Annotated in this window: 23 protein-coding genes, 1 tRNA gene and 1 pseudogene; 18 read left to right on the top strand and 7 right to left on the bottom strand. The window is 77.1% G+C overall.

The genetic code is table 11. The features are described from left to right. Positions 1-580 precede the first annotated feature (580 nt). From FKM96_RS22260 to FKM96_RS20760, 3 genes are all read left to right on the top strand, one after another. A complete protein-coding gene (locus FKM96_RS22260; RefSeq protein ID WP_147795696.1) occupies positions 581-3,271 on the top strand; it encodes a hypothetical protein in 2,691 nt (896 codons plus the stop codon). Between the two features lie 404 nt (positions 3,272-3,675). After that, the gene (locus FKM96_RS22265; protein WP_371300533.1) at positions 3,676-5,343 is read left to right on the top strand and encodes a hypothetical protein; all 1,668 of its coding nucleotides are present in this window, start codon (positions 3,676-3,678) and stop codon (positions 5,341-5,343) included. 477 nt (positions 5,344-5,820) lie between these two features. After that, entirely contained in the window at positions 5,821-5,994 is a 174-nt protein-coding gene (locus tag FKM96_RS20760) for a hypothetical protein (protein WP_168216988.1), read from the top strand. Positions 5,995-6,239: 245 nt separating this feature from the next. On the opposite strand, the gene mscL is transcribed toward FKM96_RS20760, so the two are convergent. Both mscL and FKM96_RS21100 read right to left on the bottom strand, forming a co-directional pair. Beyond that, positions 6,240-6,821: a large conductance mechanosensitive channel protein MscL gene (mscL, locus tag FKM96_RS13620; protein WP_147795697.1), complete on the bottom strand. Its 582-nt coding sequence runs from the start codon at positions 6,819-6,821 to the stop codon at positions 6,240-6,242. A gap of 40 nt (positions 6,822-6,861) precedes the next feature. Beyond that, positions 6,862-7,752, bottom strand: coding sequence for an SAF domain-containing protein (locus tag FKM96_RS21100; RefSeq protein ID WP_210417275.1), 891 nt, complete (start codon positions 7,750-7,752; stop codon positions 6,862-6,864). A 178-nt stretch (positions 7,753-7,930) separates the two neighbouring features. Here FKM96_RS21100 and FKM96_RS22270 point away from each other — a divergent pair, with 178 nt between their 5' ends. Then, on the top strand, positions 7,931-8,071 hold the full coding sequence (locus FKM96_RS22270; RefSeq protein ID WP_371300544.1) for a hypothetical protein: 141 nt from the start codon (positions 7,931-7,933) through the stop codon (positions 8,069-8,071). A gap of 62 nt (positions 8,072-8,133) precedes the next feature. Here the strand turns inward: FKM96_RS22270 and FKM96_RS22275 are convergent. Together FKM96_RS22275 and FKM96_RS13635 are read right to left on the bottom strand one after the other, a co-directional pair. Next, positions 8,134-8,226, bottom strand: a pseudogene (locus tag FKM96_RS22275) (FmdB family zinc ribbon protein); the annotation flags it as partial. A gap of 170 nt (positions 8,227-8,396) precedes the next feature. Continuing rightward, entirely contained in the window at positions 8,397-9,035 is a 639-nt protein-coding gene (locus tag FKM96_RS13635; protein WP_147795700.1) for a 5-formyltetrahydrofolate cyclo-ligase, read from the bottom strand. Between the two features lie 103 nt (positions 9,036-9,138). Between FKM96_RS13635 and glp the strand changes: the two genes are divergently transcribed. From glp to FKM96_RS13670, 8 genes are all read left to right on the top strand, one after another. Beyond that, entirely contained in the window at positions 9,139-10,362 is a 1,224-nt protein-coding gene (gene glp / locus FKM96_RS13640) for a gephyrin-like molybdotransferase Glp (protein ID WP_147795701.1), read from the top strand. Beyond that, on the top strand, positions 10,362-10,967 hold the full coding sequence (locus FKM96_RS13645) for a GNAT family N-acetyltransferase (protein WP_147795702.1): 606 nt from the start codon (positions 10,362-10,364) through the stop codon (positions 10,965-10,967). Before glp ends, FKM96_RS13645 begins: the two co-directional genes overlap by 1 nt. 150 nt (positions 10,968-11,117) lie before the next feature. Continuing rightward, positions 11,118-12,254: a hypothetical protein gene (locus FKM96_RS13650; protein ID WP_147795703.1), complete on the top strand. Its 1,137-nt coding sequence runs from the start codon at positions 11,118-11,120 to the stop codon at positions 12,252-12,254. Positions 12,255-12,315: 61 nt separating this feature from the next. Then, positions 12,316-12,388, top strand: a tRNA-Ala gene (locus FKM96_RS13655). A gap of 86 nt (positions 12,389-12,474) precedes the next feature. Beyond that, a complete protein-coding gene (locus FKM96_RS13660; RefSeq protein ID WP_147795704.1) occupies positions 12,475-13,032 on the top strand; it encodes a dihydrofolate reductase family protein in 558 nt (185 codons plus the stop codon). A gap of 72 nt (positions 13,033-13,104) precedes the next feature. After that, a complete protein-coding gene (locus tag FKM96_RS13665) occupies positions 13,105-13,911 on the top strand; it encodes a bile acid:sodium symporter (protein WP_256375918.1) in 807 nt (268 codons plus the stop codon). 32 nt (positions 13,912-13,943) lie between these two features. Continuing rightward, positions 13,944-14,135 carry a bile acid:sodium symporter gene (locus FKM96_RS21845; RefSeq protein ID WP_256375919.1) on the top strand — a complete coding sequence of 64 codons (192 nt, stop codon included), beginning with the start codon at positions 13,944-13,946 and terminating at the stop codon, positions 14,133-14,135. A gap of 139 nt (positions 14,136-14,274) precedes the next feature. Next, positions 14,275-15,762: a family 20 glycosylhydrolase gene (locus FKM96_RS13670; RefSeq protein ID WP_147795705.1), complete on the top strand. Its 1,488-nt coding sequence runs from the start codon at positions 14,275-14,277 to the stop codon at positions 15,760-15,762. Between the two features lie 9 nt (positions 15,763-15,771). Here FKM96_RS13670 and FKM96_RS13675 read toward each other — a convergent pair whose 3' ends face one another. Further along, complete coding sequence (locus tag FKM96_RS13675) at positions 15,772-17,682, bottom strand: dolichyl-phosphate-mannose--protein mannosyltransferase (protein ID WP_246854974.1); 1,911 nt, start codon at positions 17,680-17,682, stop codon at positions 15,772-15,774. 128 nt (positions 17,683-17,810) lie between these two features. Here FKM96_RS13675 and rsmI point away from each other — a divergent pair, with 128 nt between their 5' ends. Then, complete coding sequence (gene rsmI / locus FKM96_RS13680; protein WP_147795706.1) at positions 17,811-18,671, top strand: 16S rRNA (cytidine(1402)-2'-O)-methyltransferase; 861 nt, start codon at positions 17,811-17,813, stop codon at positions 18,669-18,671. 39 nt (positions 18,672-18,710) lie between these two features. Here the strand turns inward: rsmI and aroD are convergent, their stop codons facing one another. Next, entirely contained in the window at positions 18,711-19,493 is a 783-nt protein-coding gene (aroD, locus tag FKM96_RS13685) for a type I 3-dehydroquinate dehydratase (RefSeq protein ID WP_147795707.1), read from the bottom strand. A gap of 104 nt (positions 19,494-19,597) precedes the next feature. Here aroD and FKM96_RS13690 point away from each other — a divergent pair, with 104 nt between their 5' ends. The 5 genes from FKM96_RS13690 (at position 19,598) to FKM96_RS13710 (ending at position 25,853) form a co-directional block, all read left to right on the top strand. Then, positions 19,598-20,782: an aminotransferase class I/II-fold pyridoxal phosphate-dependent enzyme gene (locus tag FKM96_RS13690; RefSeq protein ID WP_147795708.1), complete on the top strand. Its 1,185-nt coding sequence runs from the start codon at positions 19,598-19,600 to the stop codon at positions 20,780-20,782. Between the two features lie 160 nt (positions 20,783-20,942). Beyond that, positions 20,943-21,674 (top strand): head GIN domain-containing protein, encoded by a 732-nt coding sequence (locus FKM96_RS13695; RefSeq protein WP_147795709.1) that lies wholly within the window; start codon positions 20,943-20,945, stop codon positions 21,672-21,674. 158 nt (positions 21,675-21,832) lie between these two features. Further along, positions 21,833-23,641, top strand: a complete 1,809-nt coding sequence (locus tag FKM96_RS13700) for an HNH endonuclease signature motif containing protein (protein ID WP_147795710.1) — start codon at positions 21,833-21,835, stop codon at positions 23,639-23,641. 116 nt (positions 23,642-23,757) lie between these two features. Continuing rightward, the gene (locus FKM96_RS13705) at positions 23,758-25,365 is read left to right on the top strand and encodes an alpha/beta fold hydrolase (protein WP_147795711.1); all 1,608 of its coding nucleotides are present in this window, start codon (positions 23,758-23,760) and stop codon (positions 25,363-25,365) included. Next, the gene (locus FKM96_RS13710) at positions 25,362-25,853 is read left to right on the top strand and encodes a GNAT family N-acetyltransferase (RefSeq protein ID WP_147795712.1); all 492 of its coding nucleotides are present in this window, start codon (positions 25,362-25,364) and stop codon (positions 25,851-25,853) included. Before FKM96_RS13705 ends, FKM96_RS13710 begins: the two co-directional genes overlap by 4 nt. On the opposite strand, the gene FKM96_RS13715 is transcribed toward FKM96_RS13710, so the two are convergent. Next, the gene (locus FKM96_RS13715) at positions 25,850-26,794 is read right to left on the bottom strand and encodes a 4-(cytidine 5'-diphospho)-2-C-methyl-D-erythritol kinase (RefSeq protein WP_147795713.1); all 945 of its coding nucleotides are present in this window, start codon (positions 26,792-26,794) and stop codon (positions 25,850-25,852) included. The two genes, FKM96_RS13710 and FKM96_RS13715, sit on opposite strands and share 4 nt — an antisense overlap. Positions 26,795-26,798 lie beyond the last annotated feature (4 nt).

Here is a 26,798-nt window from a genome sequence, read left to right on the forward strand (position 1 = left end):
GGAGCGTGACGCTCACCGACGGCCCGCGGACCCTCAGGCCGGCGCCTCCCGCCACTCAACGGAGCCGCCTGCACCACTCACCCCGCGGTGAGCGGCGGTCCGGGGCGCCTTGAATGGACGACGTCGGAGGGCCTGCAGCGGCTGACAGGCCCTCCGACGTCGAGGTCGCCGGTGCTCGGCACCGCCCCCCGTCGGGCACCGGGGCCCTCGTCGTCGCATCGTGATCTCGGTCACGAGCGCCGACGGTCGACCTGCGGCGATGCTCCCGGCCTGTGACCACGCTGTGTGAGCGTTCACCCCCGCGGACGCCAGATTGTTGACCGCTGCACCATCGGGGGCCATAGTTCATCTCGACGGTGCGCATCGCCTGCCCCCTGCGCGGTGCGCACCGTTCACCACGTCGCCGTCGTCGCCCGTCGAGCCGCCGCTCCGGGCCCGCGGCCACCCCTCCGGGTCGTGCTCCTCCGAGCCGCCCGAGGACCGCCCCCGGGGTGGTCCCGGTGGGCGAGTTCCGCGTCATCACCCGCCTCGGCGGCGCGTCACGCCCGCGGTCGGGGGAGTCCCGGTTAGCGTGCTGCGGGTGAAGGTCCCTGCGCGTCGCTCCGTCCCCGGGCAGCAGCCGGCCGCCTCCGCCGAGGCAGCGCCGGTGACGCCGCCGACCCCCGCGACGCCCGCCGGCGGGCCGACCGCCGGGACCGGCACCGACGGCCCCGCGCCCCGGCCCGACACCCACGACGGCGAGACGCCCATGCCCGACCCCACCGACCCCGCGACCCCGGCCGGACCCGTGCTCGTCGAGCCGCCGTCCGCCGCCGAGCTCGTCGAGGGCGCCGCCGGCACGTGGCGCGCCGCGCTCGTCGAGGCCGCCGGCGGCTCGACGCTGGCCGACGTCGAGCTGCTCGGCGACGCCGCCCTCGACCTGTCCGCCGCGCACCCCTCCGGCATCGCCCAGCTGTTCGCCGGGCGGGAGACCCGGCTGTCGAACCTGGTCCGCGAGGGCGCCGCGCGCGGCACCGCCCGGCGCCGCGCCCGCGCCGTCGCCGCCCGCGCCGGGACCTACGCGCAGCAGTACGGCATCGCGCCGACCTACCTGGCCATCGGCGTCGCCTCGTGGACCGAGCACTCGACGCCCGACGTGGCGACCGACGACGTCGCGGCGATCGCCACGGCGACGCGGGAGTCGACGGCGGCACGCCCGGACGGCGTCGCCGCGGACGACGACGCCCCCGCCCCGACCGCCCGCAAGGTGCGCGCGCCCGTGCTGCTCCGGCCGGTCTCGCTCCGCGCCCGCGGCACCGCCGAGAGCGACTACGAGCTGACCCTCGAGCCGTCCCTCGAGGTCAACCCGGTCCTGGCCCGCGCGCTGCGCTCGCGCGGGGCGCTGCTCGACCCCGGCGCCGTCGCCCGGAGCGCGTTCACCGGGTCGGGCTTCGACCCGCGCGACGCCATCACCCGGCTGACCTCGCTCGGCACCGCGGTCCTCGACGACTTCCAGCTCGTCGACCGGATCGTCGTCGGCACGTTCGTGCACCCGGGCCAGGTGCTCGTCGACGACCTGGACCGGCTGGCGTCCGCCCTGGACCGGCACGAGGTGGTCGCCGCGCTGGCGGGCGTCCCCGAGGCCGTCGCCGCGCTCGACGTCGCCGTGCCCGAGCCGTCCCGCGGCGACCGCGACCCGGCGCTGGAGCGCGGGGTGGGCGACCTGGACCCCGCCCAGCAGCACGTCCTCGACGTGGTCGCCGGCGGGTCGCACGTCTTCGTCGACGCGCCTGCCGACAGCGACGTCACCGGCACCCTGGCCGCGCTGGTCGCCGACGCCGCGGCCGAGGGCCGCACCGTCCTGTACGTCCCCGGGCACCGGCGCGCCGCCGTCGCGCTGCGCGAGCGCCTGGAGCAGCTCGGGGTGGGTGAGGTCCTGCTGGACGTCGCACCCGACGCCGCGTGGCGCGCCGCCTCGTCGCGCCGGCTCATGGGCGCGATGACGCTCGACGTCGACCCGGGTGACCCGGTGGCGACCGGCGAGCTCCGCCGGGCCCTGGTCGAGCGCCGGGAGCGGCTGCGCGGCTACGTCGACGGCCTGCACCGGGTCCGGGAGCCGTGGGGCGCGTCCGCCTACGACGCGTTCCAGGCGCTGGCGCGACTCACCGCCGAGCGGCCCGCGCCCCGCACCACGGTCCGGCTGGCCGCCGAGGTCGCCCGCACCCTGGACGCCGAGCGCCGCGCCGCCGTCGGAGCGGAGCTGCGCGAGGCCGCCGAGGCCGGGGCGTTCACGCTCCGCCCGGTCGACACCCCCTGGTACGGCGCCGCCCTGCTCAGCGACGCCGAGGCCGCGGACGCCCTGCGCCGCGCCGAGCGCCTGGCCGCCGAGGCCGGGCTCGCCCGGGTCGAGCGCCGGATCGCGGAGGTCGCCGAGGTCACCGGGTTCACGCCCGCGACCACGCTCGCCGCCTGGGCCGAGCAGCTCGAGGTGCTCGCGGGCGTCCGCGGCGCGCTCGACGTGTTCCAGCCGATCGTGTTCGAGCGGAGCCCGGCCGACATGGTCGCCGCCACGGCGTCGAAGGCCTGGCGGGCCGAGCACGGCACCCCCATGGGCTACTGGCTGCGCCGCCGGCTCAAGAAGCAGGCCAAGGACCTGCTGCGCCCGGGGCCGCCCGGTCGCCGACCTGCACGCCGCCCTGCTCGACGTGCAGCGGCAGCGTGCCATCTGGGCCGAGCACTGCCCGGCCGGCGGCTGGCCCGCGGCTGCCCGAGGGCCTCGGGGAGATCGAGGCCGAGCACCGCGAGGTGCGCGCCGACGTCGAGGCGCTCGGCATCGTGCTCGCCGGGACCCCCGAGGGCGCCGACCTGCTCGACCGCCCGATCGGCGAGGTCCTGGACCGCGCGCGGCGGCTGGTCGCGGCGCGGGACACCCTCGCCCGGCTGCCCGAGCGCACCCGGCTGCTCCGGTCGCTGCGCGCCGCCGGCCTGGACGACCTGCTCGACGACCTGGCCACGCGCCGGGTGCCGGCCGGGCTGGTCCCCGCGGAGCTCGAGCTCGCCTGGTGGAGCACCGTCTTCGAGCAGCTGCTCGCCGCCGACCCCGCCCTCGCGGGCTACGACGGCCGCACCCTCGGCCGGCTGGCCGCCGAGTACCGGCAGCTCGACGTCGCGCACACCGCCGCGCTCGCCGGACCGGTGCGCGCCCGCGCCGCCGCGCACGTGCGGAACACCATGGCCGCGCACACCGAGCAGACCGAGGCGCTGTTCGCCGAGCTCGTCGAGGAGCGGCTGACCGGGCTCCGCGAGACGTTCGAGCGGTACCCGGACGTCGCCCGCCGGCTGCGGCCCGTGCTCGCCGCCGCGCCGATGCTGGTGCCGCAGGTGCTGCCCGCGACCCGGACCGTCGACCTCGTGGTCCTCGACGCGGCCGCGCACCTGCCCGTCGAGGTCGCGCTGCCCGCGATCGCCCGCGGCCGCCAGGTCGTGGTCGTCGGGGACCGGCGGTGCGCGTCCGGCACCGCCGTCCGCGAGCTCGCCGACGTGCTGCCGACCGTGCCGCTCCGCGCGGACGCGTCCCGGCGCGACCCGTACCTCACGGCGTTCCTCGCCGCGCACGGCTACGCCGACGTGCTGTCGCCCACGCCGCTGCCCACCAGCGCGGCCGCCGTCGGGCACCACCTGGTCGACGGCACCGGGATGCCCGACGGGTCCGGCGCCGTGCAGAGCACCCGCGCCGACGTCGACCGGGTCGTCGAGCTGGTCATCGAGCACGCGCTCACCCACGGCGAGGAGTCGCTCGCCGTCGTCACGGCGTCGCCCGTGCACACCGCGCAGATCCGCGAGGCCGTGCTCGCCCAGGTCCGGGACTCGCCGTCGCTCGCCGCCTGCCTCGACGGCGCGCGGCCCGAGCCGTTCGTCGTCACCGACCTGACCAACGTCGCCGGACTGCGCCGGGACGCGCTCATCCTGTCGCTCGGCTTCGGGCGGACCCCGCACGGGCGGGTGCTGCACCGGTTCGGGCCCATCAGCGGGCCCGGCGGCGACGCGCTGCTGCTCGCGGCGCTCGGCGTCACCCGGCACCGGCTCGACGTCGTGTCCTGCTTCGCGGTGGCCGACGTCGACCCCGAGCGGCTGCGCGGCCCGGGTCCGCGGCTGCTGGCGGACCTGCTGCGGTTCGCCGAGCGGCGGGCCGCGGGGGAGACCGACCTGGCGATCGCGGCGGCGCCGGCCGAGGCGGAGGCGGCGGCCGAGGCGGAGGCGGCGGCCGAGGGGACCGACGCGTCCGACGACGACAGCACGCCCGCCGCCGAGGAGGCCGCGGCCCCGGCGGTGGCGGAGGAGGTCAAGGCCCCCGCCGCCGAGCACGCGCCCGACCGCCTCGTCGTCGACCTCGCCGAGCGGCTGTGGCGGCACGGGCTGGTCGTCGAGCTGGACCACGGCCTGCCCGGCGGGCTGCACCTGCCGCTTGCGGTCGGCCACCCCGACCTGCCGGGCGAGCTGCTCGTCGCCGTCCTCACCGACGACGACGCCTACCTGCACGAGCCCAGCGTCCGGGTGCGCGACCGCCAGGTCGCCGAGCGGCTCGAGCGGCTCGGCTGGAGCGTCCTGCGCGTCTGGTCGGCCGCCGCGTTCCTCGACCCCGAGGCCGAGGTCGACCGCATCCGCCGCGCCCTGCACGCCGTCGCCGACCGGCGCATCGCCGAGTCCGAGGCCGACCGGGCGCGCGCCCGGCTGCTGGTCCCCGCGCCGCTGCTCGACGACGACGGCACCGGCCCCGCGCCCACGCTGACCGGGTTCGCGGTCGTGCCGGGCGCCGACCTGCCCGCCGGCGGCGGCGCGCGGCCCGGCGAGCGCCGGGTGCTCGACGCGACCGGCGCGATCACGGTGGTGCCGGACACGACGGCGGACGACGAGGACGGCGCCGGCGAGGGCTCCTCGGGGTCGGCGAGCACGCCCGAGGCGCCGGCGCGGTGGACCCCGCCGGCGGCGCCGGGGGCCGGTGCGCCGGGTGCGCCTGGTGCCGGCTCGTCGCAGGAGCGCTCGGCCTCGTCGGCCGCCCCGGCGACCGCCGCGCAGATCCCGGGCGTCATGGAGGCGGCCGCGCCGATGACCGGCGCCGTCCGCGCGGTCCAGCCGACGCTCGCCGTCCCGGGCGGCCCGCGCCCCGACGTGCGGCCGGGCCTGCCGATCAGCGCCTACTCCGACGACCAGCTCGACGACCTCGTCGCCTGGCTCGTGTCCGACGGCACCGAGCGCACCCAGGACGAGCTCGCCGCGGCCCTGCGCGCCGAGCTCGGCATCACCCGCCGCGGTGCCCGGGTCGACTCGGTCGTCTCGGCGGCGGTCACCCGCGCGACCCGCTGACGGCGTCGCGTCGGCCGCGGGTGGGGCGCCGCTCCCGGCGGGCGGACCGTGCCGCCGAGGACCGAGCCGTCACGGCGCGCGGACGAGGCCGCCGGGGGCGGACGAGGCCGCCGGGGATCGCCCCAGACCGGAGCGCCGGGAACCGCTCCGCCGAGATAGGACCGTCTCGCCGAGATAGGACCGTCGACGGTCCTATCTCGGAGCGGAGGTCCTATCTCGGCGGCGGCGGTGCCGCGGGGTCCTCGGAGGGCGGCGCGCCCGCGGCGAGGCGGGGTCGAGTGCCCCACGTGGGCGGTGTCGGCGAGCTCGGTGCTCGGCGCCGGGTTCGCTGGCTGCACGCACCGGACCCGGCGACATCCACCGGACCCGGCGACGTCCACCGAACCCGGCGAGATCCGCCGAACCCGTCGAGCAGGCGAGGTCGGGGTCTGGCTGCCTCGCCCGTGTCATGGAGGCTCGGGGTGGGACACTGGGCGGGTGACCACTCCGACCGAGCCGGGCTCCGAGCCCACGGACCGACCCCGCCGTCCGGTCGACGACTCCCCGCTCATCCCGAGCCGCAGCGCCGACGACTCCGACACGGGCTGGGGCGACGACCGCGGCGACTCCAACGACGATCGCCTCCGCCGGGACGTCCCGCCGCACTGGTGACCCGCGCGGGCTGCGCCGAGGTCGGTGCTTCCTGCCGAGATCGGTGGTTCTAGGCACCGATCTCGACCCGAAGCACCGACTTCGGCGCCAAGCACCGACTTCGGCGCCAAGCACCGCGCGAACGACCGGCGCCGCGCGGGCGCGACGAACGGCCCTCCGGGGGAGTGCCGGGTGGCGCGGCGAGCCGGCGCATGAGCGGGTGGGCGGTCAGGCGAGTGCCCGGTGGCGCGTGAGCGGGCAGGAGGTCAGGCGAGGGGCGGGTGGCCCGGGTCGCCGGTGCCGGTCGAGCGGCCCGTGACGCCCGGGGTCGCCGGGCCGGTGGCGCCGGCGGTCCCGGGGGCAGGCGCGTCGGAGGTGTCCTGGCGGAGCGCCGGGCTCGACTGGGCGGCCAGCAGGTCGCGGATCTCCTGGAGCAGCAGGATGTCCTCGGACGGCCGGGCGGGCTCCGCCTCGATCCCGCGCTTACGGCGCTCGGCCATCTTGTTGAGCGGCAGCACGATGAAGAAGTAGATCGCGGCGGCGGTGATGAGGAACTGCAGCAGGGCGTTGAGGATCAGGCCCATGCTGATCTGGGCGTTGTTGTACGGGCCGATCATCCAGATGCTGCTGATGTCGGGCTCGCCGAAGATCATGGCGATCAGCGGCGAGATGAAGCCGTTCTGGATCGCGGTGACGACCCCGCCGAACGCCGCACCGATCACGACACCGACGGCCAGCTCGATCGCGTTCCCGCGGGAGATGAAGTCCTTGAAACCCTGCAGCACCTTGCCGGCGCCCCTCGCGCCCTCGGTCGCGGTGCGCAGGCCCTTGTTCAGTGCGTCGCTCATGCGGTGAGGTCCCCCGGTGTGCTGCGGCGATATGTCCGCATCATCCCACGATGACCGCGCTGAGCACACGGGACGCGGCCGCGCCGCTCAGGGCGACCGACTCGTCGGGGTCGACCGCCAGGAGCACCGGCGTGCTCTCCGTCGACGTGGTGCCGCCGCCGAGGAGCCCGCCGCCCGCGCCCGGACCGGGGTCGTCCCCGCCCGGTCGCGGGAGCACCACGGCCGCCCGGGCGAGCCGGGTCGCCTCGTCGCCGTCGTGCAGCGCGGCCGCGACGACGTCGACGCGCATGCCCGGCACCAGCACGTCCGCCACGCCGGCGTCGGCGAACCGCACGGGCACGACGACCGTCCCGGCGGGCCCGGTGGCGGCGTCGTCCACGAGCAGCTCGGCCACGAGCGGCAGGCCCGCCGGCACCGCGACCGCGAGTCGTCGCCCGGCCAGAGCCGTCACCGCCGACGACCGGGTCGAACCCGCGTCGTTCGCGCCGTCGACCGCGGCGCCGGCGGCGCCAGCCCCGTCGACCGCTGTGCCGGCGGCGTCGGATCGGTCGACCGCGGTGCCGGCGGCGCCAGCTCTGTCGCCCGCGGCGCCGGTGGCGTCGGCCCCGTCGTCCGCGGCGCGCCCCTCCGCGGCGGCGCCTTCGTCGGCCTCCGACCCGGGCACCGACCACTCCTCGGCCAGCCCCGCCGGCAGCAGCGCGACCGGCACCTCCGCGAGCCGCACGTCCCCGGGCGCCAGCACGGTGCCGACCGCCAGGTCGCGCGCCGCGACCGGCACCCGTGCGGAGGGCGGGTCGGCGGGCCGCAGCAGCCCGACCGCGACCAGGGCGGCGAGCCCGGCGCACAGCGCGGCCACCGGCCGGCGGGCGCGCCAGGTCAGCAGGCGGAGCCGGCGGCGGGCGGCCGCGGAGAGCGGGTCGGTGAGAGGCACGACACCGACGCTAGGCAGCCCACGGGGTGGCGCCGGACCCGCCGGTCGGCCGGCTGGGGACGACGCGCGCTCAGCTGGGCTGTGGAGGACTCGGCGCCCGCTCGGGGCGCGGGTCCGGCGGCGGGGCCGCGAACGGCCCCACCCCGGGCGTCAGCTCGCGGCGGGCTTCGCGGCGCTCGTGGACGAGGACGTCGACGCGGCCGGCGCCGGAGCAGCCGTGCTCGTGGTCGACGAGGACGAGGACGACGTGCTCGACGTCGAGGTGCTGCTGCTCGCGGAGGTCGTGGAGCTGGAGGTCGACCGCGAGTCGTTGCGGTAGAAGCCCGAGCCCTTGAACACGACGCCGACGGAGGAGAACACCTTGCGCAGCTTCCCGCCGCAGGCGGGGCACTCGGTGAGCGCCGCGTCGCTGAACGACTGGTGGATGTCGAAGGCGTGGCCGCACTCGGTGCAGGTGTAGGCGTAGGTGGGCACTGCTGTCTCCCGCGGATGACGTGACCTGGGTGGACGGGGAGCCGGTCGCCGGGCGGAACCGCCCGCGCCCCTGGCACTCCTTCTGTCCGAGTGCCAATGATACGCGCGCCCGCGATATTCCTCGGCGTGCGTCCGCGCAGGCCCCGGGGGCGGGCCCCGCGCGCCCCCGCTCAGCCGCCGAGCCGGACCCAGCGCTCGGGCGTCGCGACCATGTCGACCGTCCGGTCGTGCGGCTCGTGGGGCAGCGGCCGGGTCCCGGCGTCGTACAGCTCCTCGGCGAACACCAGCGCGACGACGGGCGTCCCCGGGCGGGCGTGCGCGAGCGCGCGGTCGTACCAGCCGCCGCCCTGCCCGAGCCGGTTCCCGGCGGTGTCGACGGCGAGCGCAGGCGCCACGATCACGTCGACCTCGGCGATGGCGTCGGCGCCGAGCGAGGGGCCGGACGGCTCCGGCGGGCGGCCGGGCGCGCGCTCCAGCAGGTCGTGCCGTCCCGCGAACCACGCCCACTCCCGCTGCAGGCCGGCGCCGAGCACGGGGAGCAGCACCCGGGCGCCGCGCGCGGCGAGCGCGTCGAGCAGCGGGCCGGTGTCGGGCTCGGTCGGTCGGGCGCTGTAGGCGGCGACCACCCCGGCGTCCGCGAGGACCGGGATCGTCTGGACGACGTCGACGAACGCCTCGGCCGCGGCGGCTCGCAGGCGGGGCGACCGCGCGCGGCGGGCTGCACGGATGGCGGCCCGGAACTCGTCCTTCACCTCGGTGATGCTGCTGCCGTCGGAGACGTGCGGATACGGCTGGGCAGCGGCGCTCATGGCACCCAGTCTCGCAAATCGCCCCCGCACCGGGTAGGACCAAAGGGGTTGAACCGGCGCGGCCGGTGGGCGGCGGGCCGCACCGGGCGGGCATGATGCGGGCATGAGATCCGTCCAGGACCAGCTCGCGGCGGTGCTCGCCGGGGTCGGACCGGTGGCCCCGCTCGACGTGGTGCTCGCCGACGCGGCCGGCACGATCCTCGCCGAGGACGTCGTGGCCCCGGCGGACGTCCCCGCCCGGCCGGTCGCCGCGCGCGACGGCTACGCGGTGGCGACCGGCGACCTGCGGGGCGGTGCCCCGGGCGCGCCCCTGGTGCTGCCGGTCGCGCACGACGTGCTCGCGGGCGATCCCGCGGCGCTGCGGCTCGCCCCGGGCCAGGCGGTGCGGATCGCGTCGGGCGGTCCGGTGCCCGCGGGCGCGGACGCCGTGGTCCCGGCCGAGGACACGGACCGCGGCGCCGTGCGGGTGGCCCTGCACCGGGTGCCGGTGCCGGGCGAGCACGTCCGCGCCGTCGGTGCCGACACCGTGCGCGGCGCCGTCGTGCTCGCGGCCGGCACCCGGCTCGGTGCGCGGCAGCTCGCGACCGCCGCGGCCGCGGGTCGTGGCCGGCTCCGGGTGCACCCCGCGCCGCGCGTCGTGATCGTCTCGATCGGGTCCGAGCTCGCCGAGCCCGGCACGCCGCCGCGCGACGGCGGCGTGTACGAGTCGGCGGGCCACGCGCTCGAGGCGGCGGTCCGGGACACGGGTGCGACCCCGGTCCGGGCGGGCGTGGTGCCGGACGACCGCGCCGTGCTCAGCGAGGCGCTCGAGGACCAGCTGGTGCGCGCGGACGTCGTGGTCACCACGGGCGGGTTGTCCGAGTCGCAGCACGACACCCTCGCCGACGTCCTCGCCCCGCTGGGGACGGTGCGGTTCGACCAGGTGGCGATGGCGCCGGGCTTCCGGCACGGCTTCGGCACCCTCGGCGACGGGCCGCACGCGGTGCCGCTGTTCGCGCTGCCCGGCCACCCGGTGGCGTCGCAGGTGGCGTTCGAGGTGTTCGTCCGTCCCGCGCTGCGGGCGATGGCCGGGCACACCGACCTGTTCCGGCCGTCGGTGACGGCGCGCGCGGACGTCGGCTGGCCGTCGCCCGAGGGGGTGCGGCAGTTCGTGCCGGCCGCGGTGGTGGGGACGCCGGGCGAGGGCTACCGCGTCACGCCCGTCGGCGACCCCGCGGTCCCGTCGATCACCGGGTTCGCGCACGCCAACGCCCTCGCCGTCGTGGGGGAGCAGGACTCCGCCGTCGTCGCCGGGCAGGTCGTGCACTGCCTGGTGCTGGAGGGCTGATGCCGCGCGGCTGGCCCGTGGCCCTCACCGACGGCGACGTCCGGCTGCGCCCGCTGCGGCGGTCCGACGAGGCCGCGTGGATGCGGCTGCGCGCGGTGAACGCCGCCTGGCTCGAGCCGTGGGACGCGACGTCGCCCGAGCCCGTGACGGGTCGGCGGCCGACGTTCGGGCAGTTCGTGCGGACGCTCGACCGACAGGCCCGCTCGGGGACCTCGCTGCCGTTCGCGATCGAGCACGCCGGGGAGCTGGTCGGCCAGCTCACCGTCTCGGGGATCACCTACGGGTCGCTGTACTCGGCGTCGGTCGGCTACTGGGTCGCGCAGCACGTCGCGGGCCGGGGGATCACGCCGACCGCGGTGGCGCTGGCGACCGACCACTGCTTCACGGCGCTCGGGCTGCACCGGGTCGAGGTGAACATCCGCCCGGAGAACCGGCCGTCGCTGCGCGTGGTCGAGAAGCTCGGGTTCCGGGACGAGGGCCTGCGCGAGCGGTACCTGCACATCCAGGGCGCGTGGTGCGACCACCGCACGTTCGCGCTGACGACGGAGGACGTGCCGCGCGGGCTGCTGGCGCGCTGGCACGCGCGACGGTCTTCGGACGTCTGACCGATCCGTCCGCTCTGCCCGGGTTCGTCCGGGTGTGGCAGGCTGTGCTCGGCCCGCCGAATGACATCGGTGTGATTTTCACGCGGTGGGCCGCTCGACACGCCGCGACGGGTCCGGGGCCGGTGCCTGCGCCGCACCTACCGTCGTGGAGTGTACGAATTCGCCGGACCAGCCGCCCTCGTGGTGGTCGGCCTGTGGATCGCGTACCTGGTGCCGCACAAGCTGCGGCACCGGCAGCAGCTGCTGGAGTCGCGGACCGACGACCGGTTCTCCGACGCCCTGCGGGTGCTCGCCGTGACCGGCCCGGAGGGGTCCGGCCGCCGGCGGCGCGCGGAGGTGGCGGGGGGAGTCCGGCAGGACTGCGGCCCGGTGGAGAAGCGGGCCGGGCTGCTGACCCCGGGGACGGGGAACCGGCTCGCGACGACGGAGAGGGGAGGGGCCGAGGTGGACCGACCGCACGGGACCCAGGACAGGATCGGCGCCGACGCCGCCCGTCGTGCCGCGCAGCTGCAGGCCGCCCACGCCGCCGCGACCGCCCGCCGGGGCGCCGCCGCGCGCCGGCGCGGTGCCCTCGCGGGCGTGCTGCTCGCCGCCACGGTCGTCGGGTGGGTCGTCGCGGGCGTGACCGCCCTCGGCGTGCTCGCCGGCCTGGTGCCGACGGTGCTGCTCGCCGGGGTGCTCGGCCTCGGCCGTCGCGCCGTGGTGCAGGGCCGCCTCGCCGAGGACGAGTGGCAGCGCCGGATCCACGAGGCCACCGCGCCGCTGCGCGAGCGGGCCGCGCGCCCGGGCCGCAAGGGCGCCGCGGGGCGCGCCGTGCGCCCGTCGCTCACCGAGACCCAGGCGATCGAGCGGGTGCGCGCCGACGCCCCCGTCCGGACCTCGACCCGGGTGCGGGACGGCGGCCGCGAGGGCGACACGTGGACGCCGGTCGCCGTGCCCCGGCCCACCTACGCCACGAAGGCCCCCGCGCCGCGCCGCGAGCCCGCCCCGCTGGGCGAGGTCGAGGGCTCGACGCACGCCGCGCCCGCGCGCCGCACGACGGCGACCCCCGACGAGGCGGCCGTCCCCGCGGCCGAGCAGACCGCGGTCACGGCGACGGGCACGGACGGCGCCCCGGCGCCCACGACCCCGTCCGCCGCACCCGCGGACGCGACCCCCGCCGGCGCGCCCGCGCCCTCCGACGCGGCCCCGGCCCGTGGGGGCGTCACCGCCCCGGCGACCGAGGAGCCGACCGGCTCGATCGACCTCAACGCCGTCCTCGCCCGCCGCCGCGCTGCCGGCGCGTAGGGCCGCGACCAGCCGTGTCGTGAGCACCCTCGGACGGGTGCTAGGCTGATCACCGCTTCAAGGGGCTGTGGCGCAGTTGGTAGCGCGTCTCGTTCGCAATGAGAAGGTCAGGGGTTCGAATCCCCTCAGCTCCACCTGAAGGCAAGGCCCGGGATCCTCGATCCCGGGCCTTCGTCGTTCCCCGGCGGGCGTGTCGGTGGTCGCCGCTAGCGTCGGTGCCATGCGGGTGATCTACAACACGGCGACGTCGCTCAGCGGGTTCATCGCGGACGAGGACAACTCGCTCGCCTGGCTGTTCGCGGTCGACTCCGCGACCCGGCCCGACCACGAGGCGTTCCTGGCCGGCATCGGGGTGCTGGTGTCCGGCTCGACCACCTACGAGTGGGTGCTGCGCGAGGAGGACCTCGTGGCGCACCCCGAGAAGTGGCCGGCGTACTACGGCGCGCGCCCGTACTACGTGTTCACGAGCCGCGACCTGCCGGTGCCCGAGGGCGCCGACGTGCGGTTCGTCCGCGGGTCGGTGGCGGAGGCGCTGCCGGCGATCCACGCGGCGGCCGGCGCGGGCGACGCGTGGGTCATCGGTGGCGGCGACCTCGCGGGCCAGTTCCTCGACGCCGGGGCGCTCGACGAGGTGCAGGTCAGCGTGGCGCCCGCCGCCCTCACCGGCGGGGCGCCGGTGCTGCCGCGGCGGGTCGGGCCGGACCGGCTGCGGCTGCGGTCGGCCGAGCGGTTCGACCAGTTCGCGCACCTGACGTACGACGTGCTGCCGCCCTCCTGACGACGTCCCGGCGAGCCGCCCGGCGCGCGGACCGCGGCCGGGCGCTCCGGGCCGCGGTGGCAGAATGACCCGGTGCCTGAAGCGATCCCGTCCCGACCGGGCCGGTGGTCCCGGGCCTGGTCCGCGACCAAGACGTGGGTGGACCCGCTCGTCGTCATGATCGTCGCGGTGTTCCTCCTCGGGCTGTTCGCCCCCGCCTCCGGCGGCTTCGCGACCGGCCTGGACCACGTCACCACCGCCGCCGTCGTCCTGCTGTTCTTCCTCTACGGCGCCCGCATGGCCACCAGCGAGGTCTGGGACGGCCTGAAGAACTGGCGCCTGCAGGGCGGGATGCTCGCGTCGACGTACCTGCTGTTCCCGGTGCTCGGGCTCGCGGTGCAGGTGCTGCCCGACTCGGTGCTGCCGGCCGACCTCAAGACCGGCCTGCTGTACCTGTCGCTGCTGCCGTCGACGATCCAGTCGTCCGTCGTGTTCACGTCGATCGCGCGCGGCAACGTGGCGGGGGCGATCACCGGCGCGACGGTGTCGAACGTGCTCGGCATCGTGCTGACGCCGCTGCTGGTCGGGGTCCTCATGTCGCGGGCGGGGGGTCCGGTCGGCGGCTCGGCCGGTGCGACGCTGCTGCAGCTGCTGCCGTTCGTGGTGGGCCAGCTCCTGCAGCCGAAGATCGGCGCGTGGGTCCGCGCGCACAAGCCGGTGACGCTCATCACCGACCGCGGCACGATCCTGCTCGTCGCGTACGGGTCGGTGTCGGAGGCCGAGTCGTCGGGCGTCTGGGACGACCTGACGGTCGGCGTGCTCGTCGCGCTGGTCGTGGTCTGCGCCGTGCTGCTCGCGGCGATGCTGGTGATATCACGTGGAGCGGCGGGCGCGCGCTGAGGCTGTCCCGCGGCGACCGGATCGCGCTGCTCATGTGCGGGTCGAAGAAGAGCCTGGCCACCGGCCTGCCGATGGCGAGCGTGCTGTTCGGGCCGGTCGCGGCCGCGGGTGTCGCGCTGCCCGTGATCGTGTTCCACCAGCTGCAGCTCGCGACCTGCGCGGTGCTGGCGCGCCGGCTCGCGGCGACGGACCCCGAGCCCGACCCGGTGGTCGCGCGCGCCTGACGCTCCCGGCCGTCGGCGACCACGGCGCGCGAACCCGTCCCGCGCGTCGCCCCACGGGACCGGACGAACCGGGCACACTGGTGCGCGGGGGCCGGGCCGTCGTGCGCCCGTGTTCAGTCCGTCGCCCGGAAGGACCGTCGTGCCCGCTCCGACCACACCCCTGCGACTCGTGCCGGCGCCGCGGCTGGTGCGCGAGGCCGAGGGTGCGCCGTTCGTCGTCTCCGCCGCCACCACCGTGACCACGGGCGTCAGCCCCGCGGAGGTCGCGCTGGGCGTGCTCGCCGCCGAGCAGCTCAGTCGCATCTCCGGCAGCACCGTCGAGGTGCGCTACCGCGACGTCGCGGAGCCCACCCAGCCGGGCGACGTCGCGTTCGTGCTCGACCCCGAGCACCTGTCGGGGGAGCAGTACCACCTCGACGTCGCCGAGGACCTGGTCCGGGTCGCGGCAGGCACCGCCGAGGGCCTCATGCGCGGGCTGGCGACGCTGCACCAGGTGCTGCGGCCGCACGACGGCACGTTCGCCGCCTGGCCGGTGCACGTCGAGGACGAGCCGGTGCACGGCTGGCGGGGCCTGTCCGTGGACGTGGCGCGGCACTTCTTCGGGCCGGACGACCTGCGGGTCGTCGTCGACCTGATGGCGGCGTACAAGCTCAACGTGCTGCACCTGCACCTGTCGGACGACCAGGGCTGGCGCCTCGACCTGCCGTCCCGGCCGGACCTGGCGGCGCGCTCGGGCGGCACGGCCGTCGACGGCGACCCGGGCGGCTACTTCACGACCGAGGAGTTCCAGGCGCTGGTCGCGTACGCGGCCGCGCGCGGCGTGCGGGTGGTGCCGGAGATCGACGTGCCGGGCCACGTGAACGCGGCCCTGCACGCGTACGGCGAGCTGACGCCGTCGGGCGAGCCGGCCGAGGCGTACACCGGCATCGAGGTCGGCTTCAGCCGGCTCACCGCGGACCTGCCGACGACCGAGCCGTTCCTGCGGGACGTGTTCGGCGACGTCGCGGCCGTGACGCCGGGGGAGTACGTGCACATCGGCGGCGACGAGGTGCACACGATGGAGCGCGACGAGTACGCGCGCCTCGTGCGGATGGCCTCCGACGCCGTGCGCGCCGCGGGCAAGCAGGTGGTCGGCTGGCAGGAGATCGCCACCACGCCGCTCGAGCCGGGCACGGTCGTGCAGTACTGGGACACCCGGATGGACCCCGCGCCGATCGTCGCCGCGGCGCAGGCGGGGGCGCGGCTGCTGATGTCGCCGGGCTCGAAGGCCTACCTCGACATGAAGTACGACGGGGACACGGCGCTCGGGCTGGAGTGGGCCGGGCACATCGAGCTGCGCGACGCCTACGCCTGGGAGCCGACCGCGCTGGTGCCGGGCCTGCCGGAGGGCTCCGTGATCGGGGTCGAGGCGACCGTGTGGACCGAGACGCTGCGCAGCCTCGACGACCTCATGACGATGCTGCTGCCCCGGCTCGCGGCCGTCGCCGAGGTCGCGTGGACGCCGGCCGACCGCCGGGACTGGGACGACTTCGCGACCCGGGTCGCCGCGCACGGGCCGTACTGGGACGCCGAGGGGTACGCCTGGTACCCGAGCCCGCAGGTCGACTGGGCCGTCGACCTCGGCTGACGACGGTCGTCAGATCCAGGACCGCAGCCACATGTGGACGTGCCAGAAGTCGTACGGCACGACCCACGCGGTCCAGATCGGGTAGAAGAAGGCGCTGACCGCGAGGACGACGACCAGCACCGCCGTGGTGGCCACCAGCCCCCGGCGGCGCTGGCGCTCGTCCCGGCCCTGCACGAGCAGCGCCAGCACGTAGGTCAGCGTCAGCACGACCCAGGGCGTGAACGCGATCGAGTAGAAGGTGAAGATCGTCCGCTCGGTGTACTGGAACCAGGGCAGCCAGCCGGCGGCGATGCCGGACAGCACCGCGCCCGCGCGCCAGTCCCGGCGGACGAGCAGCCGGTACAGGGCGATCAGCAGCGCCAGCGCGCCGAGCCACCAGATCACCGGGTTGCCGAGCGAGGTGATCGCCTGCGAGCAGGCGTCGGCCCCGCACAGCTCGCGCGCGGCGGACCCCGTCAGGCCGGAGACCTCGGTCGGGTAGTAGAACGACGTCGGCCGCCACTGGATGATCCAGCCCAGCGGGTGCGCGGCGTACGCGTGCTCGGCGGTGAGGTGCGTGTGGAACTCCCACATCTGGGTGTGGAAGTGCCACAGGGAGCGCAACGCGGGCGGCAGCCAGGTCACGCCCTCGCCGGGGTTCTCGACGGCCCACTGCCGCAGGTAGGAGCCGGGGTGCGCGAACCAGGACGCCCAGGTGCCGAGGTACGTGCCGGCAGCGGTGAGCACCACGATGAACCCTGCCGGGATCGCGTCCCGCCACAGCGTCGCCGGCACCCACGCGCGGACCCCGACCGACCGGCGCGCGGAGGCGTCCCAGGCCACCGACAGCAGCCCGAAGACGGCCAGGAAGTACAGGCCCGACCACTTGGTGCCGATGCACAGGCCCAGCAGCACGGCCGCGGCGAACCGCCACCACCGCCAGCCGAGCCGCGGGCCGAGGCCCAGCTCCGCCCCGGAGTCGAGGACCGCCGCCGTCCGCGCGGCCAGCCGGCGGCGGGCCTGGTCCCGGTCGAGCAGCAGCGCCCCGAACGCGGCGAGCGCGAAGAACATGACGAAGTTGTCCAGCAGCCCCGTGCGGGAGTGCACGATCGCCTCGCCGTCGACGGCCATGAGCAGCCCTGCGACCGTGCCGAGCGCGGTCGAGGCGAACAGCCGGCGCGCGATCCGGGCGACCATGAGGACGGCGAGCGTCCCGACGACGGCCGACGCGAGCCGCCAGGCGGTCGCGGACCCGATCCCGCCGCCGAGCTGGATGCCCAGCGCGATCAGCCACTTCCCGACCGGCGGGTGCACGACGTACTCCGGCGACGTGCCGAGCGCGGAGCCGTCCCCCTGCGCGAACAGCGCGTTCGCGTCGTCGCCCCAGGACCCCTCGTACCCGAGCCTCAGCAGCGAGTACGCCTGCTTGACGTAGTAGGTCTCGTCGAAGACCAGCTCGTGCGGCCGGCCGAGGTCCCAGAACCGCAGCACGCCGCCGAGCAGCGTCACCGCCAACGGCCACAGCCACCCGGTGACCCGGGCCCGGCGCGTCGCGCCGAGCAGGAGCGTGCGGGCGCCCAGGAGCGAGACGAGCAGCCGGTCGTGCGTCGACAGGCCGGGGTCGTCCTCGCGGTCGGGGTCCTCGCCGGCGCGGATGACGAGCGTCCCCGCCGCCGGGGTGGGGACCGCGTGGCCGTGCCGGCCGGTGCCCTCGGGTGCGGCCCCGCCGCCGGGGGTGGCGTCGCCGGGCGGGGCGGCCTCCGTCATGACGGTGCCGGTCGTGCGCGGCGCCGTGGGGGCGTCGTCGGGGCCGGGCGGGACGACGGGCGGGAACCGCCGCTCGCCCGCGTCCGGGGCGTCGCGGCCGAGGCCGCTGCTGCCCGGCGCGTCGGAGGGGTCGCGGGGACCCGGCTCGTCGGGCACGGGGTCGGGCTGCGGCACGGTCGCCATCGTAGGGGCGCCGCCTGGGCGGGACCTGCGGGGTCGCGTCGTCGACGGGGCGGTGGGTGCGTGGCGCGGACGCAGGTCCGCGGCGCGGGGACCGCCGCGGAGGTGGCAGGCTGGCCCGCGTGACCCCCCAGGCTCCCGGCACCGGCCGGCTCGTGCTCGCGGCGACCCCGATCGGCGACGTGGAGGACGCCTCGCCCCGGCTGCGCCGGCTGCTCGAGGAGGCCGACGTCGTCGCGGCGGAGGACACCCGGCGGCTGCGGGCGCTCGCGACGCGCATGGGTGTGACGGTCGGCGGGCGGGTGGTGAGCCACCACGAGCACAACGAGGCGGCGACGACGCCCGAGCTGCTCGACGTCGTGCGCGGCGGCGGGACGGTCGTCGTCGTGACGGACGCCGGGATGCCCGCGGTGTCCGACCCGGGGTTCCGTGTGGTGGCTGCCGCGGTCGAGGCGGGGCTGACCGTGACGGCCGCGCCCGGGCCGAGCGCCGTGCTGACCGCGCTCGCGCTGTCCGGGCTGCCGACCGACCGGTTCTGCTTCGAGGGCTTCCCGCCGCGCAAGCCGGGGGAGCGGGCCCGCGCGCTGACCGCCCTGGAGCGCGAGCCGCGGACGATGGTGTTCTTCGAGGCGCCGCACCGGCTCGCGGCGACGCTCGCGGACATGGCGACCGCGTTCGGCGCGGACCGGCCCGCGGCCGTGTGCCGGGAGCTGACCAAGACCTACGAGGAGGTCGTCCGCGACGGGCTGGGCGCGCTGGCGGCGTGGGCCGCGGCGGGCGAGGTGCGCGGCGAGATCGCGGTCGTCGTGGCCGGCGCCCCCGCGCGCGAGGTGGCCTCGGAGGCGGACCTCGTCGCGGAGGTGCTCGCCCGGGCGGACGGCGGCGAGCGGCTCAAGGACGCCGTGGCCGAGGTCGCCCAGGTCGCGGGCATCCCGAAGCGGGAGCTGTACGCGGCGGCGCTGGCGGCGCGCGCCGGGCGCTGACGGCGGGGCGCAGGGCGGGGCTCGCCGGGGCCGGGCCCGTCAGCCTCCGTGCACCACGTCGAGCGCCGCGCGCAGCGCCCCGAGCTCGACCTGCCCCGGCGCCGACGCCGGCCCGACCGTCCCGAAGGTCGCCGCCGAGCCGAACACGCCGCCCGCGACGCGCGACGCGACCCCCGTGCCCGCCATCGACATCGTGATGAGCGGCCGGTCGGTGCGCTGCGCCGTCTCCCACGTCGCGGCCAGCAGCGTCAGCACGTCGCCGGGGTCGCGCGGCATGACGGCGATCTTGAGCACGTCGGCGCCCTGCTCGGCCATGTGCAGCAGCCGGCGGACGATCTCCTCGCGCGCGGGCGTGGCGTCGAAGTCGTGGTTGGACGCGACGACGACGGCGCCGGCGGCGTGCGCGAGGTCGACCAGCGCGCGCACCGTGCCCGGGTCCCGCATCACCTCGACGTCGAGCAGGTCGACGACGCCGGTCGCGAGGACGGCCCGGTAGGCGGCGGCGTACGCCTCGTCGGTGACGTCCGCGAGCCCGCCCTCGTGCGCGGTGCGGATCGTGACGAGCAGCGGCAGGTCGCCGAGCACCCCGCGCAGCGCGGTGCCGGCTGCGGCGGCGGCCTCCGGCGTCGCGCGGCCGCCCTCGAGGTGGTCCACCCGCCACTCGACGACGTCGGGCCCGGCGGCGACCACGGCGGCGGCCTGGGCGAGCAGCTCGTCGACGGTGCCACCGGTCAGGGGCACGATCACCTTGGGCCGGCCGGTGCCGATCGCCGTGCCGCGCACGGTCACCGGGGTCGGCGCGGGCGCCGCGGTGCTGGTCATGGGTGGGATCCTCCTCGGACGGACGCTCCGCCGGACACTGCATCATGCCGGTTCGCCGCGCGCGGCGCGCACCCCCGCACGGCCGGGCGCACTAGCGTCGGGCCATGGAGTTCCGTCGCATCCCCGGCCTGCCGCCCTACGTGTTCACGATCATCGACACGCTCAAGGTCGAGGCGCGGCGCGCCGGCCGCGACGTGGTCGACCTCGGCTTCGGCAACCCCGACCTGCCCAGCCCGCAGGTCGCCGTCGAGAAGCTGGCCGAGGCGGCGCACAACACCCGGAACCACCGGTACTCCGCGTCCCGCGGCATCCCGAAGCTGAGGCAGGCGGTGGCCGACCACTACCTGCGCCGGTTCGGCGTCACGCTCGACCCCGACACCGAGATCATCTCGACGATCGGCGCCAAGGAGGGGTTCAGCCACCTCATGTGGGTGCTGCTCCAGCCCGGCGACGCGGCGCTGGTCCCGACGCCGTCGTACCCGATCCACATCTGGGGCCCGTACTTCGCGGGCGCCGACGCCCGGCAGGTGCCGATCGGCGACGGCACCGACGGGGCCGGCTACGTCGACCGGGTCATGGAGGCCTGGGACCTGGGGTGGCCGAAGCCCCGCGTCATCGTGCTGTCGTTCCCGCACAACCCGACGACCACCACCGTCGAGCTCCACGACCTGCAGCGGCTCGTCGACTGGGCGCGGGAGCGCGACGTCGTCCTGGTGCACGACCTGGCGTACGCCGACATGTGCTTCGACGGCTGGACCCCGCCGTCGATCATGCAGTGCGTCGGCGCGACCGAGGTCGCCGTCGAGCTGTACTCGATGACCAAGTCGTACTCGATGGCCGGCTGGCGGGTGGCGTTCCTGGTCGGCCGGAAGGACGTCGTCGGCGCGCTCGCGAAGCTCAAGTCGTACCTCGACTACGGGACGTTCCAGCCGATCCAGATCGCCGCGACGGTGACCCTGAACGAGGCGACGGACTACCCGGCGGAGCTCTCCGCGGTCTACGAGAGCCGGCGGAACGCGCTGGTGGACGGGCTGTCCCGGATCGGCTGGGACATCCTGCGGCCGAAGGGGACGATGTTCGCCTGGGCGCGGATCCCCGAGCCGTACCGGGAGATGGGGTCCATCGAGTTCGCCGAGATGCTGGTGCGGGACTGCGACGTGGCGGTCTCGCCGGGCGTCGGGTTCGGGCCGGGCGGCGACGGGCACGTGCGGTTCGCGCTGATCGAGAACGAGCAGCGGATCGGGCAGGCGGTGCGCGGGCTGCGCAGGGGGCTGACCCGGCTGGGGTGAGCCTGCTGCTCCGCGCGGGCGAGCCCCACGCGTCCCCAGGGTGCGTTCAGGGTCGGCTCAGGGGCGTACCGGATGCCGCCGCCGCGCCCCGACCTGGGAGCCTCGGACGTGACGGCGCGCGGGACCTCCTCGCGGCCGCGGCGGCACGAGGGGACGGACCATGCGAGGCACCAGGACGACGGCGGCCCGGGCGACGACGGCGGCGGCCGTGGGGGCGGCGCTGGTGCTCGGCCTCGCCGCGTGCGCCGGCGCGCCGCGGGGCCCGGTCGTGACCCGGGACGTCGACATCGAGGACGTGACCGCGGTGCAGCTCGCGACCTCGGGCGACCTGACGATCCGCCGCGGGACCACCCCGTCCCTGACGGTCACCGCGCGCGAGGGCACCCAGGACCGGTTGGTGTCCGAGGTCCGGGACGGCGTGCTGGTGCTCGACTCCCGGGGCTCGTTCGGCGTGGGCTCCTGGGGCGACGTGTCGTACGAGCTCGTCGTCGGCGAGGTCGCCGAGCTGGTGGTCTCCGGCTCGGGCGACGTGACCGCGGACGACGTCACCGGCGAGTCGCTGCGGCTGTCGGTCGAGGGCTCCGGGTCGGTCGACCTGACGGGGCTGGACGCCGAGTCGATCGCGCTGCGGGTCGCCGGGTCGGGCGACGTGGAGCTCGACGGCCGCACGGGGTCGCTCGCCATCGGGATCGAGGGCTCGGGCGGCATCGACGCGGACCGGCTGCGCGCCGACGAGGTGGACGTGTCGATCGAGGGCTCCGGCGACGTCGAGGTGCACGCGACCCGGCGGCTGGCGGTGTCGATCGAGGGCTCCGGGTCCGTGTCGTACGCGGGCGACCCGGAGGTCACCCAGCGCATCGAGGGGTCGGGCGAGGTGTCGCGGGAGGACTGACCGCGTCTCCGGCGTGGGGTCGGGGTCGGGCTGTGCCGGGCGGTGCCGGGCGCGCTGCGAGCGGGCGCCGAGTCCTCCACAGGCGGCGGGGCGTGCGTGGTCCCCAGGCGGGGCGGCGGCCGCGGTGGTGTGGCGGTGGTGGTCCCTAGGGTGGTGACATGCCCGCTGACCTGCGCGAACCCCCTCCCGAGCCCGGCCCCGTGCCGGGCGCGGGGGTGCTGGCGTGCGGGTGCGGGTGCACCTGCGGCGGGGGTGGGTCCGACCCCCGCGAGGAGGACGAGGCGGGCGGTGGCGCGTCCGACCCTGCGGCGGTGGTGGCGGAGTTCCTGGACCCGGGTCTGCCGCGCTCGGAGCAGCTGACCGAGGCCCTGGACAGCACGCCCACGGGGGTGCCGCTGGCCCGGTTGCTGGGGGCGTTGGACCCGCGGTCGTTGGACGACTTCGACCTGGCGGAGGTCGCCGCCGCGTACACCCGGATGTCGGGGTGGGCGCACGCGGGGCTGGCGGGGGTGGCGGCCGAGCTCGCCCGCCGCCAGGGGATGGGGCCGCAGCTCGACCCCCGCGCGCCCAGGGGCCGGGGTTCCGGCCTGAGCTCGCAGCGGGTCGCGGCGATGACGTTGTCCGCGCGGCTGAGCCGGTCCCCGCAGGACACCGCGGCGCTGATCCGCGAGGGCGCGGACTTCGCCGGCGCCCTGGCCGACACCGGCACCGCGTTGCGTCAGGGGCGGATCAGCGTGCCGGCGGCGCGGGTGATTGCCGCCCGGCTGGGTGACCAGGTCGCGTGGGTGTCCGGGCCGGTGCAGGACTACGTGCTGCCCCGGGCGGAGCACTCCACCGTGACCCAGGTCCGGGTGGACCTGGAGCGGGCGCTGCTGCGGGTCGACCCCGAGCACGCCCAGGACCGCCGGGACACCGCCCGGGCCGCGCGGCGTGTGAGCCACCCGCGGGCCCTGCCGGACCAGATGGCCGAGATGCATCTCGTGCTACCCGCCGAGCACGCGATCGGTCTGGACACCGCCCTGCAGGGCGCGGCCCGCTCCGCCAAGGCCGCCGGGGACCCCCGCACCGTGGACCAGCTGCGCTGCGACACCCTGGTGGACTGCGTCCTGGCCGGCACCCCCGCCGCCGCCCTGGCCGCGACCGGCGCCTCACCCGCCGCCACCCCCGGCTACCTGCCCAGCCCCCGCGACACCGGCGCGCCTACCTCGTCCGACCCCGTCCCCGGTGCCGACGTGGGCTCCTCGCCCGACGCCGGCCGGGCCGCGACGCGTGACCCGCGCACCCACGTCCTGGTCACCGTGCCGCTGTCGACCCTGATCGGGCAGGGCGACACCCCCGCCGACCTCGCCGGGTCCGGCCCGATCGACGCCACCACCGCCCGCGCCCTGGCCCAGGGCGGGGTCTGGCGGCGCCTGGTCACCGACGACCTGTCCGGCACCGTCCTGGACGTCGGGCGCACCACCTACCGGCCACCGGCAGCCCTCGCCGACCACGTCCGGCACCGCGACCGCACCTGCACCTTCCCCGGCTGCCCCGTGCCCGCCCACCACTGCGACCTCGACCACACCGAGGACTGGGCGCCCGCACCCGACGACCCCCACCTCCCGGGCACCACCAGCCACACCAACCTCGGCCCCACCTGCCCCCGCCACCACCGCGCCAAGCACCACGCCCGGTTCACCCTGCACCAACCCGAACCCGGCACCCACGACTGGACCGACCCCACCGGCCACACCTACCGCACCCGCCCCGGCACCGACCGCCCCACCCAGCACCTCACCGGCCCCCGCCGCCTGCGCACACCCGCACCCGACACCCCACCGGACCCGTCCACGCCCGCAACCTCGCCCGAGCCGTCTCCGTCCGGGGTCCCGCCGGACAGCTCCACGTCGGGGGCTCCGCCGGGTGCAGCCGCCCCGCTCCCACCCGCCCCGCACGCCCTGGACGACGACCTCCCGCCGTACTGACCCCGCCAGCACCCGGGAGCCGGCGCGCGCAACGGGCGCGAGGCGACGCGGATATCAGCGGGCGTGCCGGGCCGTGGCGCCGCTAGCGTCCGACGCGGCGGAAGGAGCCCGACCCCATGACCACCACCTCCACCGGCGCGGCCGAGCGGCACACCGTGGCGCTGCCGGACGGCCGCGTGCTGACGGGCCGCACGCGAGGCCCCGCGGACGGCAGGGCCGTGCTGCTCGTCGGCGGTGCCGCCACGGGCTCCGCCATGGGCTTCGGCGAGGACCTCCTCGAGCCGCGCGGCGTGCGGCTGATCACGGTGGACCGCGCCGGGATGGGGGGATCGACCCCCGACCCGACCCGCACGGCCGCCTCGACGGCACGGGACTACGTCGCCTTCGCGGCGGCGGTGGGGCATCCCGGGCCGCTGCCGGTGGTCGCGAACTCGCAGGGGGCAGTGTTCGGGCTCACGCTCGCCGCCGCGGGCGCCGCCTCCCGGCTGGTGCTGGTCTCGCCTGCGGACGAGGTCGCGCACCCGGACGTGGCGCCGCTCCTGCCGCCGCACGCGCGCGAGCTGGCCGACCTCGCGCTGGCGGATCCGGAGGCCGCTCGGGCCGTCCTCGAGCGGCTCGGTCCGGCCGAGATGGAGGCGATGGTGCTGGCCGGCGCCGAGGCCGTCGACCGGGCCGTCTACGAACGTCCCACGTTCCTCGCGCGCTGGCGGGCGTCTCTGGTCGAGGGCTTCGCCGGTCAAGGGGCGGCGTACGTGCAGGACACGCTGCTGGCCATGCGGCGCTGGCGCGTCGACCTGTCGGCCGTCGCCGTGCCGACCACGGTGCTGGTCGGGGAGCACGACCGCGGGCACTCGCCCGATCGTGCGCGGATGCTGACGGCGCGCGTACCAGGCGCGGTGCGGCGGGTGGTGCCGGGCGCGGGTGGCTCGCTGCTGTGGGACCGGCCGGACCTGGTGCTCGACGCGGCGCTCGGTGCACCCGACCCGGACGCGCTCGCGCGCGCCGCCCACGCCGAGACCTGGCAGACGCACGGGCGCATCCGCGCGGGCCGCGGCGGCGCGGTCGCGGACCTGCCGGGGATCCGGCTGATGGCCAGCGGCCTCGCGCACCCGTGGTGGAACAACGGTGACGTCACGGACCCGGACCGGGTGGAGCTCGAGGCGGTCCGCGACTGGTACGCGCGGCGGGGTGTGCCGTGGGGCGTGCGGGTCCCCGCCGGGGTGACCTGGCCGCACGGTCGGCGCCTGTTCCGGAAGCGGCTCATGCTGCTCGACGCCGACGCGCTCGTGACGCAGCCGCCGGTGCCCGGGCTGCGGATCCGCCGGGCGACCGGAGCGGACCTGGACGCGGTGCTGGCGGCCGACCTCGCGGCGTTCGGCGGGGAGCCGGCCGCCTCACGCGCCTGGCTGGATCCGCTGCTGGGGTCGCCGGCGGTGACGGTCGCGCTGGCCGAGCTGGACGGGGCCCCGGTGGGAACGGCCTACGTCGTGCGCTCGGACGGCGAGGCGGGTCCCGCCGTGGGGCTGGGCGGCGTCGGGGTGGTGCCCGCCGCCCGGAATCGGGGCGTCGCGGCGGCCGTCAGCTCGTGGTTGCTCGCGTGCGCGGTCGACGCCGGCGCGGGCCTCGCCCACACCGAGCCGGACACGGACGGCGCCGCGCGGCTGTACGCCCGGCTGGGCTTCGCCGAGTTCGGCGGGCTGGACGTCTACGTGGACCTGGCATGAGCGCGGCCGAGCCCGCCCTGCGCCCGGCGGGGCCGGACGACGCGGAGGCGCTCGTGGCGGTGTGGCACCGGGCGGTGCTCGCGACGCACGACTTCCTCGCGTCGGGGGACGTCGCCCGCTACGAGGCCGTCGTCCGTGCCGGGCTCCCGGCCCTGACGGTGACGCTCGCCGAGCGGCAGGGTCGGGTGCTCGGGTTCGTCGCCGTCGACGTCGCCGTCGACGGCGCTCGGGTCGAGATGCTGTTCGTCGACCCGGACGTGCACGGCAGCGGGGTCGGGTCGACGCTCCTGCGTCACGCGACGGCGGGTCGGCCGGTGGTGGAGCTCGACGTCAACGAGCAGAACCCGGGGGCGCGGGCCTTCTACGCCCGGCGCGGCTTCGTCGAGGTGGGTCGCTCCGCCCTCGACGGTGACGGCAGGCCCTACCCGCTGCTGCACCTGCGGCGCATCGCTCCGGCTGCGAGCACTCGCGCGATCACCGCGAGCTAGAGGACGTCCGACCCCGCCACGAGCCGCGCACCCGGCACCGGCCCCGAGGCCGTGAGCACCGAGTCGGCCACGCCCGCGGCGGTCATCGCGGCGGCGATGACCAGCGCGTGCTGCCGGCTCCGGGCCAGCGCAGCCACGGTCGGCCCCGAGCCGGAGACGACCACGCCGAGCGCGCCGGCGTCCTCCGCGACCGCCAGCGTCTCGACCAGGCCGGGCGCGAGCTCGACCGCCGCGTCCTGCAGGTCGTTGTGCAGCAGCGCGCCGAGCGCGGGGGCGTCGCCGGCCCGGAGCGCCTGCAGCAGCGCGACGTCCCCGTCGGAGTCCAGCCCGTCGCGGCCGGCGGCGAGCTGGTCGAACTCCTCGTAGACCCGGGGGGTCGACAGTCCCTCGTCGCGCACGCCGAACGCCCAGTGGTACTCGCCGCGGCTCAGCGCGGCTGTGAGCAGGTCGCCGCGGCCCGAGCCGACGGCGGTCTGGCCCATCAGCAGGAACGGCACGTCCGAGCCGAGCTCGGCCGCGACCTCGTGCAACTCCTCGCGGCTGAGCGCGGTGCCCCAGAACGCGTCGCAGGCGAGTAGCGCGGCGGCGGCGTCGGCGGAGCCTCCTGCCATGCCGCCCGCGACCGGGACGCCCTTGTGCAGGTGCAGGTGCACGCCCTCGTCGATGCCGGTGCGGGCGGCGAGCGCGCGGGCGGCGCGGAGGGCGAGGTTGCTCGCGTCGGTGGGGACCAGGTCGGCCTGCGGGCCGGAGACCGTGACGCGCAGGTCCGGCGACGCGGAGGCCACCACGTCCTCGTACACCGACACGGCCTGGAACACGGTCGCCAGCGGGTGGTAGCCGTCGGGGCGGCGCGGGCCGACGCGGAGCGACAGGTTGACCTTGCCGGGCGCCCGGACGCGGACCTCACGGCCGGTGCGGGGGGCGAGGCGCAGGTCGGTCACGGGG

Origin of the sequence: Cellulomonas sp. Y8, assembly GCF_008033115.1 — a bacterium.
Classification (GTDB): domain Bacteria; phylum Actinomycetota; class Actinomycetes; order Actinomycetales; family Cellulomonadaceae; genus Cellulomonas.